The sequence below is a fragment of the Pseudomonas sp. S2_E01 genome (assembly GCF_054668365.1).
In genome coordinates, this window is record NZ_CP162762.1 from 4,493,743 (window position 1) to 4,510,210 (window position 16,468).

General features: G+C 60.0%; 12 protein-coding genes. 9 read left to right on the forward strand and 3 right to left on the reverse strand.

All coding sequences use genetic code 11. From position 1 onward, the window contains the following. The first annotated feature begins 65 nt into the window (after positions 1-65). The 7 genes from AB4O36_RS20920 to AB4O36_RS20950 all read left to right on the forward strand — a co-directional run bounded on the left by AB4O36_RS20920 (position 66) and on the right by AB4O36_RS20950 (position 9,113). Complete coding sequence (locus tag AB4O36_RS20920) at positions 66-1,553, forward strand: gamma-aminobutyraldehyde dehydrogenase (protein WP_460140157.1); 1,488 nt, start codon at positions 66-68, stop codon at positions 1,551-1,553. Positions 1,554-1,663: 110 nt separating this feature from the next. Then, positions 1,664-2,815 (forward strand): putative ABC transporter substrate-binding protein YdcS, encoded by a 1,152-nt coding sequence (gene ydcS, locus AB4O36_RS20925; RefSeq protein ID WP_460140158.1) that lies wholly within the window; start codon positions 1,664-1,666, stop codon positions 2,813-2,815. Positions 2,816-3,064: 249 nt separating this feature from the next. Then, positions 3,065-4,099 carry an ABC transporter ATP-binding protein gene (locus tag AB4O36_RS20930; RefSeq protein WP_460117661.1) on the forward strand — a complete coding sequence of 345 codons (1,035 nt, stop codon included), beginning with the start codon at positions 3,065-3,067 and terminating at the stop codon, positions 4,097-4,099. Between the two features lies 1 nt (position 4,100). Next, positions 4,101-5,048: an ABC transporter permease gene (locus AB4O36_RS20935; protein ID WP_460117663.1), complete on the forward strand. Its 948-nt coding sequence runs from the start codon at positions 4,101-4,103 to the stop codon at positions 5,046-5,048. Continuing rightward, the gene (locus AB4O36_RS20940) at positions 5,038-5,847 is read left to right on the forward strand and encodes an ABC transporter permease (protein WP_460140159.1); all 810 of its coding nucleotides are present in this window, start codon (positions 5,038-5,040) and stop codon (positions 5,845-5,847) included. The genes AB4O36_RS20935 and AB4O36_RS20940 overlap by 11 nt, the downstream gene beginning before the upstream one ends. A gap of 83 nt (positions 5,848-5,930) precedes the next feature. Beyond that, positions 5,931-7,355 carry a gamma-aminobutyraldehyde dehydrogenase gene (locus AB4O36_RS20945; protein ID WP_460140160.1) on the forward strand — a complete coding sequence of 475 codons (1,425 nt, stop codon included), beginning with the start codon at positions 5,931-5,933 and terminating at the stop codon, positions 7,353-7,355. A gap of 276 nt (positions 7,356-7,631) precedes the next feature. Beyond that, positions 7,632-9,113, forward strand: coding sequence for an APC family permease (locus AB4O36_RS20950; RefSeq protein ID WP_460117668.1), 1,482 nt, complete (start codon positions 7,632-7,634; stop codon positions 9,111-9,113). Positions 9,114-9,180: 67 nt separating this feature from the next. Here the strand turns inward: AB4O36_RS20950 and AB4O36_RS20955 are convergent, their stop codons facing one another. Next, a complete protein-coding gene (locus tag AB4O36_RS20955) occupies positions 9,181-9,366 on the reverse strand; it encodes a hypothetical protein (RefSeq protein WP_460140161.1) in 186 nt (61 codons plus the stop codon). Positions 9,367-9,781: 415 nt separating this feature from the next. Here AB4O36_RS20955 and AB4O36_RS20960 point away from each other — a divergent pair, with 415 nt between their 5' ends. Together AB4O36_RS20960 and AB4O36_RS20965 are read left to right on the forward strand one after the other, a co-directional pair. Continuing rightward, positions 9,782-11,407: a glucan biosynthesis protein D gene (locus tag AB4O36_RS20960; RefSeq protein ID WP_460117672.1), complete on the forward strand. Its 1,626-nt coding sequence runs from the start codon at positions 9,782-9,784 to the stop codon at positions 11,405-11,407. A 154-nt stretch (positions 11,408-11,561) separates the two neighbouring features. Continuing rightward, a complete protein-coding gene (locus AB4O36_RS20965; protein ID WP_460126811.1) occupies positions 11,562-14,678 on the forward strand; it encodes a transglycosylase domain-containing protein in 3,117 nt (1,038 codons plus the stop codon). 3 nt (positions 14,679-14,681) lie between these two features. Here the strand turns inward: AB4O36_RS20965 and AB4O36_RS20970 are convergent, their stop codons facing one another. After that, positions 14,682-15,632, reverse strand: a complete 951-nt coding sequence (locus AB4O36_RS20970; protein ID WP_460140162.1) for a hypothetical protein — start codon at positions 15,630-15,632, stop codon at positions 14,682-14,684. A gap of 347 nt (positions 15,633-15,979) precedes the next feature. After that, positions 15,980-16,468, reverse strand: a complete 489-nt coding sequence (locus tag AB4O36_RS20975) for a CS1 type fimbrial major subunit (protein ID WP_460140163.1) — start codon at positions 16,466-16,468, stop codon at positions 15,980-15,982.

Genomic DNA, 16,468 nt, shown 5'->3' on the forward strand with positions numbered 1-16,468 from the left:
CTCGGGCCCGGGCACTAGTCTTGATTCATCTATAAAGACGGCCGGCCCCAGTCACAGGGAGTCCCATGGCCACACAAGAAAAGAGAACCCGAAAGATGGCTGGCGCGCAGACTCCGTTGTTCACCGCGTTGTTGATCGATGGCGAATTGGTCGCGGGGCAAGGTTTTGTCGAGCCCATCCTCAACCCTGCCACCGGCGAGGTATTGACCCACATCGCCGAAGCCAGTATCGAACAAGTCGAAGCCGCCATCCTGGCAGCGAATCGTGCCTTTGCCAGTTGGTCACGGACCACGCCGCAGCAACGCGCCAACCTGCTGCTGGACATCGCCAACGCCGTGGAAAAACAGGCTGACCTGCTCGCCCGTCTCGAATCGCTCAATTGTGGCAAGCCATTGCACCTGGCCCGTCAGGACGACCTGACCGCCACCGTCGACGTATTCCGCTTTTTCGCCGGTGCCGTGCGCTGCCAGACCGGGCAGCTCAGCGGTGAATACCTGCCCGGCTACACCAGCATGGTGCGTCGCGATCCCATCGGTGTCGTTGCATCCATTGCGCCGTGGAACTACCCGATCATGATGGCCGCGTGGAAAATCGCCCCGGCCCTGGCGGCCGGTAACACGCTGGTGTTCAAGCCGTCCGAGCATACGCCACTGTCAATTCTGGCTCTGGCGCCTGCGCTGGCGGAGATTCTGCCGCCTGGCGTGATCAACATCATATGCGGTGGCGGCGACGGAGTCGGCAGCCATCTGGTGAGTCACGGAAAAATACGCATGGTGTCGCTGACCGGCGATATCGTCACCGGACAGAAAATCCTCCAGGCCGCCGCGAAAACCCTCAAGCGCACGCACCTGGAACTTGGCGGCAAGGCGCCGGTGATCGTGTGCAACGATGCCGACATTCAAGCGGTGGTCGAGGGTGTACGCAGCTACGGTTACTACAATGCCGGCCAGGACTGCACAGCCGCGTGCCGCATTTATGCGCAGGCCGGTATTCACGACCGGCTGGTGGCCGAACTTGGCGCGGCGGTCAGCAGCCTGCGCTTTGCCGGCAAACGCGACGCCGACAACGAGATCGGTCCACTGATCAGCACGCGCCAACGTGACCGCGTGGCCAGTTTCGTTGAACGCGCTCTGGGCCAGCCGCACATCGAGCGTGTCACCGGTGCCGCCGTGCATTCCGGCGCCGGCTTCTACTATCAGCCGACCTTGCTGGCCGGTTGCAAACAGAACGATGAAATCGTCCAGCGCGAGGTGTTCGGGCCGGTGGTGACCGTCACCCGTTTCGAAGGGCTGGAACAAGCGGTGGACTGGGCCAACGATTCCGAATACGGCCTGGCGTCATCGATCTGGACCCAGAACCTGGACAAGGCGATGCAGGTCGCGGCCCGGTTGCAATACGGCTGCACCTGGATCAACAGCCATTTCATGCTGGTCAGCGAGATGCCCCATGGCGGCCTGAAACGCTCGGGCTACGGCAAAGACCTGTCCAGCGATTCGCTCCAGGACTACAGCGTGGTGCGGCACATCATGGCCCGCCATGGACGGGAGCTTTGAGCTACAAGCTATAAGCGTCAAGTTGAAAAGCGGACCGCTGTGTCTTGCAGCTTGCGGCTCGAAGCTGACAGCTACTCTTAACAACAATCTAAAAAAACCAGGGGTATTCCATGTTCATGCACAAGACCGCACTGCTGAGTGCAATCACTACCGCGTTGCTGGCCAGTGTCGGCGTCCAGGCGGCCGAACCATTGAAGGCCGTTGGTGCTGGCGAGGGCCAGTTGGACATCGTGGCGTGGCCGGGCTACATCGAGCGTGGCGAAAGCGACAAGGCCTACGACTGGGTAACCGGTTTCGAGAAGGAAACCGGCTGCAAGGTCAATGTGAAAACCGCCGCCACCTCCGATGAAATGGTCAGCCTGATGGCCAAGGGCGGTTACGACCTGGTGACCGCCTCCGGCGATGCCTCGCTGCGCCTGATCGTCGGCAAGCGTGTGCAGCCGATCAACACGTCGCTGATCCCGAACTGGAAGAACCTCGACCCACGCCTCAAGGATGCACCGTGGTACGTGGTCAACAAACAGACCTACGGCACCCCTTACCAGTGGGGCCCGAATGTGCTGATGTACAACACCAATGTGTTCAAGTCCCCGCCTGACACCTGGGGTGTGTTGTTCAACGCCGAGAACCTGCCGGACGGCAAACCGAACAAGGGCCGTGTGCAGGCCTACGACGGTCCGATCTACATCGCCGACGCGGCGCTCTACCTCAAGACAGCCAAGCCGGAACTGGGCATCCAGAACCCCTACGAACTGACCGAAGCGCAGTACAAGGCCGTGCTCGACCTGTTGCGTGCCCAGCAGCCGCTGGTCCACCGCTACTGGCACGACACCACCGTGCAAATGAGCGACTTCAAGAACGAAGGCGTGGTCGCCTCCGGCGCCTGGCCGTATCAGGTCAATGGCCTGGTCAACGAGAAGCAGCCGATTGCCTCGACCATCCCGAAAGAAGGCGCCACCGGTTGGGCCGACACCACCATGCTGCACACCGATGCCAAGCATCCAAACTGCGCCTACAAGTGGATGGACTGGTCGCTGCAACCCAAAGTGCAGGGTGACGTAGCCGCCTGGTTCGGCTCGCTGCCAGCGGTGCCCGCGGCGTGCAAGGAGAGCGAACTGCTTGGCGCCGAGGGCTGCAAGACCAACGGCTTCGACCAGTTCGACAAGATCGCCTTCTGGAAAACCCCACAGGCTGAAGGCGGCAAGTTCGTGCCGTACAGCCGCTGGACCCAGGACTACATCGCAATCATGGGCGGCCGCTAAAAGTCATTCCGGTAGCTACTGCGCGACGACCAGCCGCGCCCGGGCAGTGCTCGCCTCCTCACGTACTGAAGTACGCTCCGGGGGCTGCGCGCTGGCCGGACACGGCTGATCGCCGCTCGCTACGCTCCCGAAACGACTTTCTGTGATTGACGCTTATCAAAAAGCAAAAGCTGATTGTCGAACGACCGTTTTTTCAGAAGTCCAGGCAGGGCCGTTGCAACGGCCTCCGCTTTTTTGGAGCACCGCACCATGACGCTTGCAGTCCAATTCACCAACGTTTCCCGTCTGTTCGGCGAAGTGAAAGCCGTAGACCGGGTTTCCATCGACATCCAGGACGGCGAGTTCTTTTCCATGCTGGGCCCCTCCGGCTCGGGCAAAACCACCTGTTTGCGCCTGATCGCCGGTTTCGAACAACCCAGCGCCGGCTCCATCCGCATCCACGGCGAGGAAGCCGCCGGACTGCCCCCCTATGAACGCGACGTCAATACCGTCTTTCAGGACTACGCACTGTTCCCGCACATGAATGTGCTGGACAACGTGGCATACGGTTTGAAAGTCAAAGGCGTTGGCAAAAGTGAACGCAACAGCCGCGCCGAAGAAGCCCTGGCGATGGTTGCCTTGGGTGGCTATGGTCAGCGCAAACCTGTGCAGCTTTCTGGCGGTCAACGCCAGCGTGTCGCCCTGGCGCGCGCGTTGGTCAATCGCCCTCGGGTACTGCTGCTCGACGAACCCCTGGGTGCCCTCGACCTGAAGCTGCGCGAGCAAATGCAGAGTGAGCTCAAAAAGCTGCAACGCCAGCTCGGTATCACCTTCATTTTCGTTACCCACGATCAAACAGAGGCGCTGTCGATGTCCGACCGCGTGGCTGTGTTCAACAAGGGTCGCATCGAGCAGGTCGACACGCCGCGCAACCTCTACATGAAACCGGCGACCACCTTCGTCGCAGAATTCGTCGGCACCTCAAACGTGATTCGCGGTGACCTGGCCACACAACTCAGCGGCAATCCACAGCCGTTTTCGATCCGTCCCGAGCACGTGCGGTTTGCCGAAGGCCCACTGGCCAGCCATGAAATCGAAGTCAGCGGTTTGCTCCACGACATCCAGTACCAGGGCAGCGCCACCCGCTACGAATTGAAGCTGGAAAACGGCCAGACCCTCAACATCAGCCAAGCGAACAATCAGTGGCTGGACGTCAGCGCCCAGCACCAGACCGGGCAACGCATCAGCGCACGCTGGGCCCGTGAAGCGATGATCCCGTTGCACGACACCGCGGGCGGGGTGTGAGATGAACAGCGTGGCAATCACTCAAACCCCGGGCAGTGGCTCGCCGCTGCGCAGGTTCTCCAACCTGCTGTATCGGCGGCCGAATTTCTACCTGTCGCTGCTGCTGGTGCCGCCGCTGTTGTGGTTCGGCGCGATCTACCTGGGCTCGCTGCTGGTGTTGTTGTGGCAAGGTTTCTACACCTTCGATGACTTCACCATGGCGGTCACCCCGGACCTGACCCTGGCGAATCTGGCAGCACTGTTCCAGCCGTCGAATTTCGACATCATCCTGCGCACCCTGAGCATGGCCATCGTCGTGTCGATCGCCAGCGCCATCGTCGCGTTCCCCATCGCCTATTACATGGCGCGCTACACCACTGGCAAGACCAAGGCGTTTTTCTACATCGCAGTGATGTTGCCGATGTGGGCCAGCTACATCGTCAAGGCTTATGCCTGGACCTTGCTGCTGGCCAAGGGCGGCGTGGCGCAATGGTTCGTGCAACACCTGGGCCTGGAGCCGCTGTTGCAGTTCGTGCTGGGCATTCCCGGCGTGGGCGGCAGCACCTTGTCCACCTCGCACCTGGGGCGCTTCATGGTGTTCGTCTACATCTGGCTGCCGTTCATGATTCTGCCGATCCAGGCATCGCTGGAACGCCTGCCGCCGTCGCTGCTGCAAGCCTCCGCCGACCTCGGCGCCAAGCCGCGCCAGACCTTCATGCAGGTGATCCTGCCGCTGTCGGTGCCGGGCATCGCAGCCGGTTCGATCTTCACCTTTTCCCTGACCCTGGGCGATTTCATCGTGCCGCAACTGGTGGGCCCGCCCGGCTACTTCGTCGGCAGCATGGTGTACGCCCAGCAAGGTGCGATCGGCAACATGCCGATGGCCGCCGCCTTTACCCTGGTGCCGATTGTGCTGATCGCCATCTACCTGACCATCGTCAAACGACTGGGGGCCTTCGATGCACTCTGAAAAAGCGTCTATCGGCCTGAAAATAGCTGCCTGGGGAGGGCTGGTGTTCCTGCATTTCCCGATCCTGATCATCTTCCTCTACGCCTTCAACACCGAGGACGCCGCGTTCAGCTTTCCGCCCAAGGGCTTCACCCTGAAGTGGTTCAGCATCGCGTTTTCGCGTCCTGATGTATTGGAAGCGATCAAGCTGTCGCTGCAGATCGCCGCCATCGCTACCTTGATTGCCATGGTGCTCGGCACACTCGCATCGGCGGCGCTATACCGTCGGGACTTCTTCGGTAAACAGGGCATCTCCCTGATGCTGATCCTGCCCATCGCCTTACCAGGGATCATCACCGGGATCGCGTTGCTGGCGACCTTCAAGTCGCTGGGAATCGAGCCCGGCATGTTCACCATCATCGTCGGCCACGCGACCTTCTGCGTGGTGATCGTCTACAACAACGTCATCGCCCGGCTGCGTCGTACTTCACACAGCCTGATCGAGGCGTCGATGGACCTCGGTGCCGATGGCTGGCAGACCTTCCGCTACATCATCCTGCCCAATCTCGGTTCGGCATTGTTGGCGGGCGGCATGTTGGCGTTCGCACTGTCCTTCGACGAAATCATCGTCACTACCTTCACCGCCGGTCATGAACGCACCCTGCCGCTGTGGCTGCTCAACCAGCTCAGCCGCCCTCGGGATGTGCCGGTGACCAACGTCGTGGCGATGCTGGTCATGATCGCGACCATGCTGCCGATTCTCGGCGCCTACTACCTGACTCGTGGGGGTGAGAGCGTGGCGGGGAGTGGTGGGAAGTAACTCGATTCCAACTGGAGGAACTGGATCTACTGTGGGAGCCATGTTTCTTCAGGAAAAACAAAAATTGTGAAGAGGACAATGCCATGCAAACCCAACTCCTGATCAACGGCCAACTGCTCGACGGCGAAGGCCCCGCTCAACCGGTGTTCAACCCGGCGCTGGGCCGCGTGCTGGTGGAGATCAATGAAGCCAGCGAAGCCCAGGTCGATGCCGCCGTGCGGGCCGCCGATGCGGCGTTCGACAGCTGGTCGCAAACGCCGCCGAAGGACCGTTCGCTGCTGTTGCTCAAGCTCGCCGATGCGATCGAAGCTCACGGCGAAGAGCTGGCCAAGCTGGAATCGGACAACTGCGGCAAGCCCTACAGCGCCGCGTTGAACGATGAGATCCCGGCGATTGCCGATGTGTTCCGCTTTTTCGCTGGCGCCAGCCGCTGCATGAGCGGTTCGGCTGGCGGTGAATACCTGCCTGGACACACCTCAATGATCCGCCGTGATCCGGTGGGCGTGATCGCCTCCATCGCACCGTGGAACTACCCACTGATGATGGTCGCGTGGAAGATCGCCCCGGCCCTCGCCGCCGGTAATACGGTGGTGCTCAAGCCGTCGGAACAAACCCCGCTGACCGCCCTGCGCCTGGCGCAACTGGCGTCGGATATCTTCCCGGCTGGCGTACTTAACCTGGTGTTTGGTCGTGGGCCAACGGTCGGCAGCCCATTGGTCACTCACCCCAAAGTGCGCATGGTGTCGCTGACCGGCTCGATTGCCACGGGTTCGAACATCATTTCCAGCACCGCTGACAGTGTCAAACGCATGCACATGGAATTGGGCGGCAAGGCGCCGGTGATCATCTTCGATGACGCCGACATCGACGCCGCCGTGGAAGGCATCCGCACCTTCGGTTTCTACAACGCCGGCCAGGACTGCACTGCCGCGTGCCGTATCTACGCGCAGGCTGGCATCTACGAGAAATTCGTCGAGAAGCTCGGGGCGGCGGTCAGCAGCATCAAATACGGTTTGCAGGATGATCCCGCGACCGAACTCGGGCCGCTGATCACCGCGCAACATCGCGACCGGGTGACCGGGTTTGTCGAGCGCGCCGTAGCACAGTCGCACATTCGCCTGATCACTGGTGGTAAAGCGGTGGAAGGCAATGGTTTCTTTTTCGAGCCAACGGTATTGGCTGATGCGCAGCAGGACGACGAGATCGTCCGTCGCGAGGTGTTCGGGCCGGTGGTGTCGGTGACCAAGTTCACCGATGAAGCGCAGGTGCTGGCCTGGGCCAACGACTCCGATTACGGCCTCGCTTCCTCGGTGTGGACCGCCGACGTCGGCCGCGCCCATCGCCTGTCCTCGCGCTTGCAATACGGCTGCACCTGGGTGAACACCCACTTCATGCTGGTCAGCGAAATGCCCCATGGCGGTCAGAAACTGTCCGGGTACGGGAAGGACATGTCAATGTATGGGCTGGAGGACTACACCGTGGTTCGGCATGTGATGTTCAAGCATTAAACCTGTAGGAGCGAGCTTGCTCCGGGCGGCGTTCCGACGATGAACGGTCAACGATGACGCGGGGCTCCTGACACCCTGCAGTGTCCTCCGGCTCATCGCGAGCAAGCTCGCTCCTACAGCGATGAATTCACCTCGGTTTCAGGGCAGAAACCGGCATTAGGCTCCACCAGGCTCCAAAGCCACAAAAACAATAACCACTGACCCTGGCGGCGCCCTCTGGGCCCCACCATGGGTTCGGCCATCCGAAATCTGCCGATTTTGCGGAGCTAACACACCATGAGTGCACAACCTGAATTCTCGAGCGCTGCTGACAGCGATGCCGAGCAACTTCGCCAACTGGGTTACACCTCCAACTTCAACCGAAGCATGAGCCTATGGGAAAACTTCGCCCTGGGCTTTACCTACCTCTCTCCGGTCGTTGGGGTTTATACCCTGTTCGGCCTGTGCCTGGCGGCCGGCGGGCCACCGATGTTCTGGGCCTACCTGCTGGTCGGTTGCGGCCAGTTGCTGGTGTGCCTGATCTTTGGTGAGGTGGTTTCGCAGTTTCCGATTTCCGGCGGCGTATATCCGTGGGCCCGGCGTCTGGTGGGCAAACGCTGGGCGTGGATGGTCGGCTGGATCTACTCCATCGCTCTGTGTGTGACCATCGCTGCCGTAGCGGTCGGCGCCGGCCCTTACCTCGCTGCGATGATGGGCTTCGAGCCGAGCAACAACACCAACATCGTCATCGCCTTGGTGCTGACGCTGTTTGCCACCCTGGTCAATCTCAGCGGCACCAAGACACTGGCGCGCATCGCCATGTTCGGTTTTCTCTGCGAACTGATCGGCGCGGTGATCGTGGGTGTGTACCTGCTGATCTTCGAGCGCCATCAGCCGATCAGCGTGCTCTTCAACACCTTCGACATCAGCATCAACGGCTCGTACCTGCCAGCATTCCTCACCGCGTCCCTGGCGGGGATGTTCCTGTACTACGGCTTTGAGGCCTGCGGTGATGTCGCCGAGGAAACCCCGAACCCGAGCAAGAAGATCCCAGTGGCCATGCGCATGACCATCTACATCGGCGGCATCGCCGCGATGTTCGCCTGCCTGGCGCTGATCCTCGCCGTGCCGGACATGCGGGCGGTGATCGACGGCACCGACAAGGACCCGGTCGGCACCATCCTTGGCAACGCTTTCGGCCCGGTCGGCTCGAAAATGGTCATGGGCGTGGTGATGATTTCCTTCATCTCCTGTGTCATCAGCCTGCAAGCGGCGGCGAGTCGTCTGCTGTACTCCTACGCCCGCGATGAAATGGTCATCGGCAGCGGGGTGCTGAAAAAAATCTCGCCCAACACCCAGGTCCCCGTGGCCGCGCTGTTCGTCTCCGGCGTACTGCCGGCACTGATCATCATTCTCGGTTTCTTCCTGCAGGACGCTGTCGCCACCATCGTCAGCTTCGCCGCCATCGGGATCTACCTGGCGTTCCAGATGATCGTCCTTGCGGCCCTTTATGCACGGGCGAAGGGCTGGAAACCCAGCGGAAAATTCACCCTCGGCGCCTGGGGCTGGCTCGTCAACATCGGCGCCCTGGTCTATGGCATCGGCGCTATCGTCAATATGGCCTGGCCGCGAACCCCGGACGCCGAGTGGTACATCAACTACGCCATGGTACTGAGTACCGCCATCGTGATCGGCCTGGGCTTGCTGTACATGTGGATTGGCAAGCCATATGACCACGGGACCGCGCCAGCGGGGGATGCGTGGAAGGTGGGTCGCTAAGCATCGATAAATTCCCAAAACAAAAAGGGGCCGACCTCACGGTCAGCCCCGTTGTCGCTTCACCTGCTCAAAACCGCGAAATACTCCTCATCGCGTCCACTAGATACCGCATGGCAATCCGGTCGGTCTCCGACAGCTCGCGATAGCGCTCCACCAGTTTCAATTCCTCGGAATTGAGACGCCGCCTTCGCCGCCCGATACCCAGGCAAGGGAAGATTCCCAAGATTTCGGTGATGCCTTGTACTTTCGACATGGACGATGTCCTTCTCTTAACGTCAAAGAAAACTGCACTTACCGCATCGCCCTTCCCTTTTTCAGCCGCCTCCTTGTGCCAACTGAATCCCACCGGCCTGAGGGCAGAAACCGGTCATGTCCATAGAATAGAAACTATCCGGGCGCTGAAAAGTGGTTTTTAGAGTAATTAGTCGAAAAAAGCAGAAATGCCCTGTAATTCAGAAGTCTCTGTGGGAAACGTTACCCGGAAATGTCTTGTTTCATTGCAGGGCCATCGCTCTGACATCAAGCAATTTTGCTCTTCCAGCGAACCGTTTAAGCTATTTGGCATCTGTTCTAAGTCCGCTGCGTTTGGCCGAAGGCATGTCCGAACCCCATTTTTGATCCAATACGCGCCAGGAACGGCACGGGATTGCTCACGACAGGTTGTATTTATGCACCGCAGGAATTTGCTCAAAGCGTCCATGGCCATCGCTGCCTACACCGGTCTGTCTGCCTCTGGCCTAATCGCCGCCCGGGCCTGGGCGAGTAATGCCACGGCAGATGGCGAGGCTCAAACCTTTGATTTCGACTGGCTCAAAGCCCAGGCCAAGCAATTGGCTGGCAAGGGGTATCAGGACACCAAGCAGGTGCTGCCACCGACCCTGGCAACCATGACGCCGCAAAACTTCAACGCCATTCGCTACGACGCCAATCATTCCCTGTGGAAAGACCTCAAAGGTCAGCTGGATGTGCAGTTTTTCCACGTGGGCATGGGGTTCAAGCAGCCGGTGCGCATGTACAGCGTCGACCCCAAGTCGCGACAGGCGCGAGAGGTGCATTTCCGCCCTTCGCTGTTCAACTATGAAAACACTTCGGTTGACACCCAGCAGCTCAAGGGTGACCTGGGGTTTTCCGGCTTCAAGCTGTTCAAGGCGCCGGAGCTGGACCGGCATGATGTCGTGTCGTTCCTCGGCGCCAGTTATTTCCGCGCGGTAGACGCCACTGGCCAATACGGCTTGTCGGCGCGCGGGCTGGCGGTCGATACCTACGCCAAAAAGCGCGAAGAGTTTCCCGACTTCACCAAGTTCTGGTTCGAGACCCCCGACGCCAATAGCACGCGGTTCGTGGTCTATGCCCTGCTTGACTCGCCCAGCGCGACAGGTGCCTATCGTTTTGATATCGACTGCCAGGCCGAGCGCGTGGTGATGGAAATTGACGCCCACATCAACGCCCGTACCGCCATCGATCAACTGGGTATCGCGCCGATGACCAGCATGTTCAGCTGCGGAACCCATGAGCGGCGCATGTGCGACACCATTCACCCGCAGATCCATGACTCCGATCGCTTGGCGATGTGGCGCGGCAACGGCGAATGGATCTGCCGCCCGCTCAACAACCCGGCGACCCTGCAGTTCAACGCCTTCTCCGACACAGACCCGAAAGGTTTCGGCCTGGTACAAACCGATCACGAGTTCGCCAGCTATCAGGACACGGTGGACTGGTACAGCCGGCGCCCGAGCCTGTGGGTAGAACCCACAACCGCCTGGGGCGAAGGCTCGATCGACTTGTTGGAGATCCCTACCACTGGCGAGACCATGGACAACATCGTCGCCTTCTGGACCCCGAAAAAACCGGTGGCGGCCGGTGATTCGCTCAATTACGGCTACAAACTGTACTGGAGCGCGCTGCCGCCTGTCGGCACACCGTTGGCGCGGGTGCACGCGACCCGTTCAGGCATGGGCGGTTTCACCGAGGGCTGGGCACCGGGCGAGCATTACCCGCCGGTCTGGGCACGCCGGTTTGCCGTGGACTTCACCGGTGGCGGGCTGGAACGATTGCCGGACGGCACCGGGATCGAGCCGGTCGTCACCTGCTCCAACGGCGAGGTCAAGGATTTCAGCGTGCTGGTGCTCGACGACATCAAGGGTTACCGGATTCTGTTCGACTGGTACCCGACCACCGACAGCGTCGACCCGGTTGAGCTGCGCCTGTTCATCCGCACCAACGAGCGGACGCTGAGCGAGACCTGGTTGTATCAGTACTTCCCACCGGCACCGGACAAGCGCAAGTACACCTGACAATTACCGCAATAGCCTGTGGGAGCGAGGCGTAGAACCTTCGCTCCCACAAGCTTCAGCAACATCTCCCGTCCCCACAATTTTTTCACCATCGCCAACCACCGACTAAGCTTCAGACAAGTCCGATCAATCTGCGTGAATGGATCAATCGACTATGGGCGCGTTGTGGCAAACCGATTCGAGTAAAAATGTGGTTCCGACCGAACGTGTGGATGAAGCGCCTTTGCCTGAAAAACCCCGTCGCAGTCGTACCCGACATGGATGGAAGGCGTTTTTCTTACTGCTGCTGATTATCCTGATTGCGCTAGGGCTGGCGGCCATCAGGGAAATGCGCACGTCGAAGTTTCAATCCCGTGAAGCCAGCAAACTCGCCGCAACCCTGACTTATGAACTGCAACCGGGCCCCACCGACGCCATCCGCTACCCAGGCGCCGGGCCTTTCGACCTGCGCCTGGGCTACAGCTCGCTGGGTGAATTCCTGCCACGACTGATCAAGCGCGATTACGTCATTTCTGCCCAGACCCGGTTTTCCCAGGCCTTGATGGATTACAGCGACAAAGGCTTTTTCGTGCCTTACCCCGAGAAAATCCAGGCTGGGTTGTTGATCACCGATTGCCGGGCAACCCCCCTGTTCCAGTACAAGTACCCACAACAACTCTATGCAAGCTTCGACGCCATTCCCCCCGTGGTGGTTAACAGCCTGTTGTTCATCGAAAACCGCTTCCTGCTCGACCCTGATCTGCCCAGGGCCAACCCCGCCGTCGACTGGCCGCGATTCGGCATGGCCGCTTGGTCGCAGGTGGCGAAAATGCTGCATATGCCCGGGCAGTCCGCCGGCGGTAGCACGCTGGCCACTCAACTGGAAAAATACCGTCATTCGCCCGACGGGCTGACGGTGTCGGGCGGGGAAAAAATCCGACAGATGATTTCCGCCAGTGTTCGCGCTTACCAGGCTGGGCCCAACACGCTTGAGGCGCGCAAAAACGTGGTCCGCGATTACCTCAATAGCGTGCCGCTGTCCGCCGTACCAGGCCACGGCGAGGTACACGGCATGGCCGAAGGGTTGCGCGTCTGGTATGGCGCTGACTTCAATGAGGCCAACGCACGGCTGGCCAGCGCTGACACGGATCCGAAGACCATGGCGGAGAAAGGCCTGGCCCTGCGCGAAATGCTGTCCTTGATGATCGCCCAGCGTCGCCCTTCCCATTACCTGACCAAAGGCCGGGATGAACTGGCCAGCCTGACCGACAGCCATATTCGCCTGCTGGCGCAGAACAACGTGATCGATGCGCAGTTCGCAGCGGCCGCATTGGCCAGCAAGGTGACTTACCGCGATTGGCAGACCCAGCCGACCATTCAACCCATCGAAACCAACAAAGGCATCAGCGTCGCGCGCAGCCGCCTGGGCGGGCTGCTCAATCGCCCGCTGTACGACCTCGATCGTCTCGACCTCTCGGCCACCAGTACCTTGCAGGGCGACTTGCAGGCGCAGACCACCGAGTACCTCAAGCACCTGTCGGACCCTGAATTCGCGACGCAGATCGGCCTGATGGGCGAACGCCTCCTCACCCCCACCAGCACCACGCAAGTGCGCTACAGCTTTACCCTGTTCGAGCTGACCCCGGATGGCTCGCGAGTGCGGATCCAGACCGACAGTACAGACCAGCCCTTCGACATCAACGAAGGCAGCAAGCTGGAGCTGGGCTCCACCGCCAAAATGCGCGTGCTCACCACCTACCTGCAAATCATCGCCGAGCTGCATGACAAATACGCCCAGATGAGCGTTGCGGACCTGAAGAAACTCGAAGTTCCGGAACAGGATCGCCTGAGCCGCTGGGCCGTCGACTACCTGATCCAGAACAAGGACCGCAACCTGCCGGCGATGCTCGGTGCCGCACTGGATCGTAAATACTCCGCCAGCCCCGGCGAAGCCTTTTTCACCGGTGGCGGGCTTCACGTGTTCAACAACTTTCGCAAGGAGGACAACGGACGCAACCCGACCCTGCGCGATGCCCTGCGTGAATCGATCAACCTGCCGTTCATTCGCCTGATGCGCGACCTGGTGCGTTACACCACTTACTCTGGACCCAGCAGCAGCGCAGAGCTGTTAAAGGATGACCGCGACCCAAGACGCCAGGAATACCTGGCCTCCTTCGCCGACCGCGAAGGCACCTCGTTCCTGCTGCGGTTCTGGAAAAAGTACAAGAACAAGGACACCCAGGAACGCCTGGAAACCTTCCTTGATGGCATGCGCCCGACCCCTATCCGCATGGCGGCGGTGCATCGCTATCTGTTGCCGCAAGCCAGCCAGGAAAGCTTCAACAGCTTCGTACGCTCGCACCTCAGCGGCACCAAGCTCACCGAAAAACTCACCGACGATCGTCTGCAACGTCTGTACGAAAACTACAGCCCCGGCATTTACGACCTGCCGGACCAGGGTTTCATCGCCAAGGTGCACCCGCTGGACCTGTGGCTGATGGGTTACCTGCTCAACCACCCGGACGCGAAATGGAGCGAGATCGTCAAGGCGAGCCAGTTCGAACGTCAGGAAGTCTACAGTTGGCTGTTCAAGAGCCGGCACAAGGGCGCCCGGGACAATCGAATCCGTACCATGCTGGAAATCGAAGCGTTCCTGGACATTCACCAGCGCTGGCAGAAAGTCGGCTATCCGTTCGATCACCTGGTGCCGTCACTGGCGACCGCCATCGGCAGTTCCGGCGACCGTCCGGCGGCGCTGGCCGAGCTGATCGGTACGATCCTCAACGACGGCGTACGCATGCCGACGCTACGCATCGATAGCCTGCACTTTGCAGCGAACACCCCTTATGAAACCAAACTGATCAATGACCCGGACGTCGGCAAGCGGGTGATGCCATCGGAGGTCGCCACCGCGATGCGCGAGGCGTTGTCCCAGGTGGTGGATGCGGGCACGGCGAAAAGGGTGGCTGGCACCTTCATGACGCCAGACGGCAAATCCCTGGCCATGGGTGGAAAAACCGGGACCGGGGATAACCGCATCGAATCATTTGGTTCAGGGGGGCGGATCATCAGTTCGAAGTCGGTCAACCGCACCGCAACGTTCGTGTTCTACATTGGAGATAGCCATTTCGGCACATTGACGGCTTTCGTACCCGGGCGCAGCGCCGAAACCTACAAATTCACTTCTGCGCTGCCGGTCCAGGTACTCAAGGGCATGGCGCCGATCCTTAACGCTTACCTGCAGCCGGGTGCCCATACGCAATGCCTCCCGTTGCAGGTCTCACAACGATGAACCTTACACTTCAGAATCCCAGACGACGGTGACGTTGCCGGAGTAGGTTTTTTCTTCGCCGGTGAGCATTTGCTCGACTTGCTCCCTGACGATTTCGAAGTGCAAGGTGCCCGGCTTTCGATCAACGTAAAAAGTCGGTTGGATGAGCGGCGTGCCACTGCCATCGACCAATAGAGGCCGGCGATTGACCGGCTGCTGCGTGGCATCCACCAGCCCGTTAGGCAAGGAGACACTGACATTCAGCGGCACGGCGTGGCCGGAGTTGGGCTCCAACAAGGCACAGGTTTTGCCGCCCGTGGAGTATCCACATTCCAGGTGCATCTTGAATCGGCTGGAAGACGAAATATTGAACGTCTGGTCACGAAACAGTCGCACCGGCTTGCGCCCCTGGTTCAACCACCCTTGCCAGCCACCTTGAGGGACCAGTTCCACCCGATGACCGCCAGGTGGAATCTTGATGTCGAGCGAGTGCTGCACATCGAGGATGAAGTTGAAGATGAACTCTTTGTCCCTGGGAATCATCACATCACCAAAATCAAAGTCCCCCATCGGTCCCATGCTGTAGGTGATGCTCCCCGTGTACTGTCCCGTAGACATGGTCAGCGGTTTGGGCGTCTTGATCGCGTAGGCGTATTCCAGGGAGCTGTACCAGAGCTTGGGAATGTCCAGGCCGGGTGTCCGATGGCAGACCCCCGCGTTTTCGGGAACGATCCAGAAGAACAAGGCGAAGCTTGTCGCCGCCGCCAGATAGTTGATGCCCTTGCAAGGACTCGGCGCAGCTTGCCACTGATGAGACCAGGGAACATCTGGCAACTGCCAGGCGCCTACCCCAGGGGGGCGATTGAGGTTCCAGCGATGGCCGATGCCGGCAATGCGGACTTGAACCGTCTCGACTTCGCCGGTCTCGCGATGGGTAACCTGCAGGTCGCGCCACTCCGAGGGCACTTTCCACATCGCCCCTTCCCGAGGGTTTGCATGATTTGCGCGAATCGTTCCATTGCTCTCGGCGAAAAAATCATTGACCCGAATAGAGAAAATACCTTCGGCCTTGCACCGAGGGATCGCAGGACCATGCCACTCACATACACCACTCTGGGGCGTGGTATTAACAAATTCATTCCTCATGGGGTTGGCCGGATCCGGGATGAACCTGGCGGTTATGTCCTGTGACATTGCACTGACACTGGCGGAAAACACCAGCAGCCAAGCGCTGATGAAGGGGTGGATCCGTGGTTTACATCTATTGAACTGGTTCATGCAGGTTCCATTCAGCCGCCAATGCGACCCGATTTTCCCAATGATCAAGGGACGATGGCTTCAAACAGCAGGTGAACGCTGCCGTAGTAATTGCCGGGCTGATAACCCGCCGGGGGTTTTGCAGCCGCGATTTCCAGGGCTGCCCGTTTGCCGGCACGACCATCGGCCTCGGTAATGACCTCCTGCGCATCCAGGGTGAGTCGCTTGTCGTTGAAGGTGACATTCAGCGCGATGTCGTCACGGTCCCGGCCGTTACTCAAATACGGCTCAAAAGACAGCCGCGCGGAAATCGCACCGTTTTCGTTCTTCACATCAAACTGTTTGCGCAGGACGCTGAAGCTGGAAGTCATCGGGTTCCAGTGCAGCCGTTGCTCCAGGTGAATCCAGTCAGGGTCGGCGGGTATCACGTGAAACGCGGACGTCGGCAAGGTGACCGAGACGTAGAAGCTCTCGCTGAATCTGATGGCAAACGCACTGGTACTGACCAGCGTCAGCACCATCAATGCCGTCACCGCTTTAATCGCTTTGATCAT

Bases quoted from the DNA above. Each gene is read 5' to 3' on its own strand.
- AB4O36_RS20920 (WP_460140157.1), top strand. From the start codon at position 66: ATGGCCACACAAGAAAAGAGAACCCGAAAGATGGCTGGCGCGCAGACT.
- ydcS (WP_460140158.1), top strand. From the start codon at position 1,664: ATGTTCATGCACAAGACCGCACTGCTGAGTGCAATCACTACCGCGTTG.
- AB4O36_RS20930 (WP_460117661.1), top strand. From the start codon at position 3,065: ATGACGCTTGCAGTCCAATTCACCAACGTTTCCCGTCTGTTCGGCGAA.
- AB4O36_RS20935 (WP_460117663.1), top strand. From the start codon at position 4,101: ATGAACAGCGTGGCAATCACTCAAACCCCGGGCAGTGGCTCGCCGCTG.
- AB4O36_RS20940 (WP_460140159.1), top strand. From the start codon at position 5,038: ATGCACTCTGAAAAAGCGTCTATCGGCCTGAAAATAGCTGCCTGGGGA.
- AB4O36_RS20945 (WP_460140160.1), top strand. From the start codon at position 5,931: ATGCAAACCCAACTCCTGATCAACGGCCAACTGCTCGACGGCGAAGGC.
- AB4O36_RS20950 (WP_460117668.1), top strand. From the start codon at position 7,632: ATGAGTGCACAACCTGAATTCTCGAGCGCTGCTGACAGCGATGCCGAG.
- AB4O36_RS20955 (WP_460140161.1), bottom strand. From the start codon at position 9,366: ATGTCGAAAGTACAAGGCATCACCGAAATCTTGGGAATCTTCCCTTGC.
- AB4O36_RS20960 (WP_460117672.1), top strand. From the start codon at position 9,782: ATGCACCGCAGGAATTTGCTCAAAGCGTCCATGGCCATCGCTGCCTAC.
- AB4O36_RS20965 (WP_460126811.1), top strand. From the start codon at position 11,562: ATGGGCGCGTTGTGGCAAACCGATTCGAGTAAAAATGTGGTTCCGACC.
- AB4O36_RS20970 (WP_460140162.1), bottom strand. From the start codon at position 15,632: ATGTGGAAAGTGCCCTCGGAGTGGCGCGACCTGCAGGTTACCCATCGC.
- AB4O36_RS20975 (WP_460140163.1), bottom strand. From the start codon at position 16,468: ATGATCAAAGCGATTAAAGCGGTGACGGCATTGATGGTGCTGACGCTG.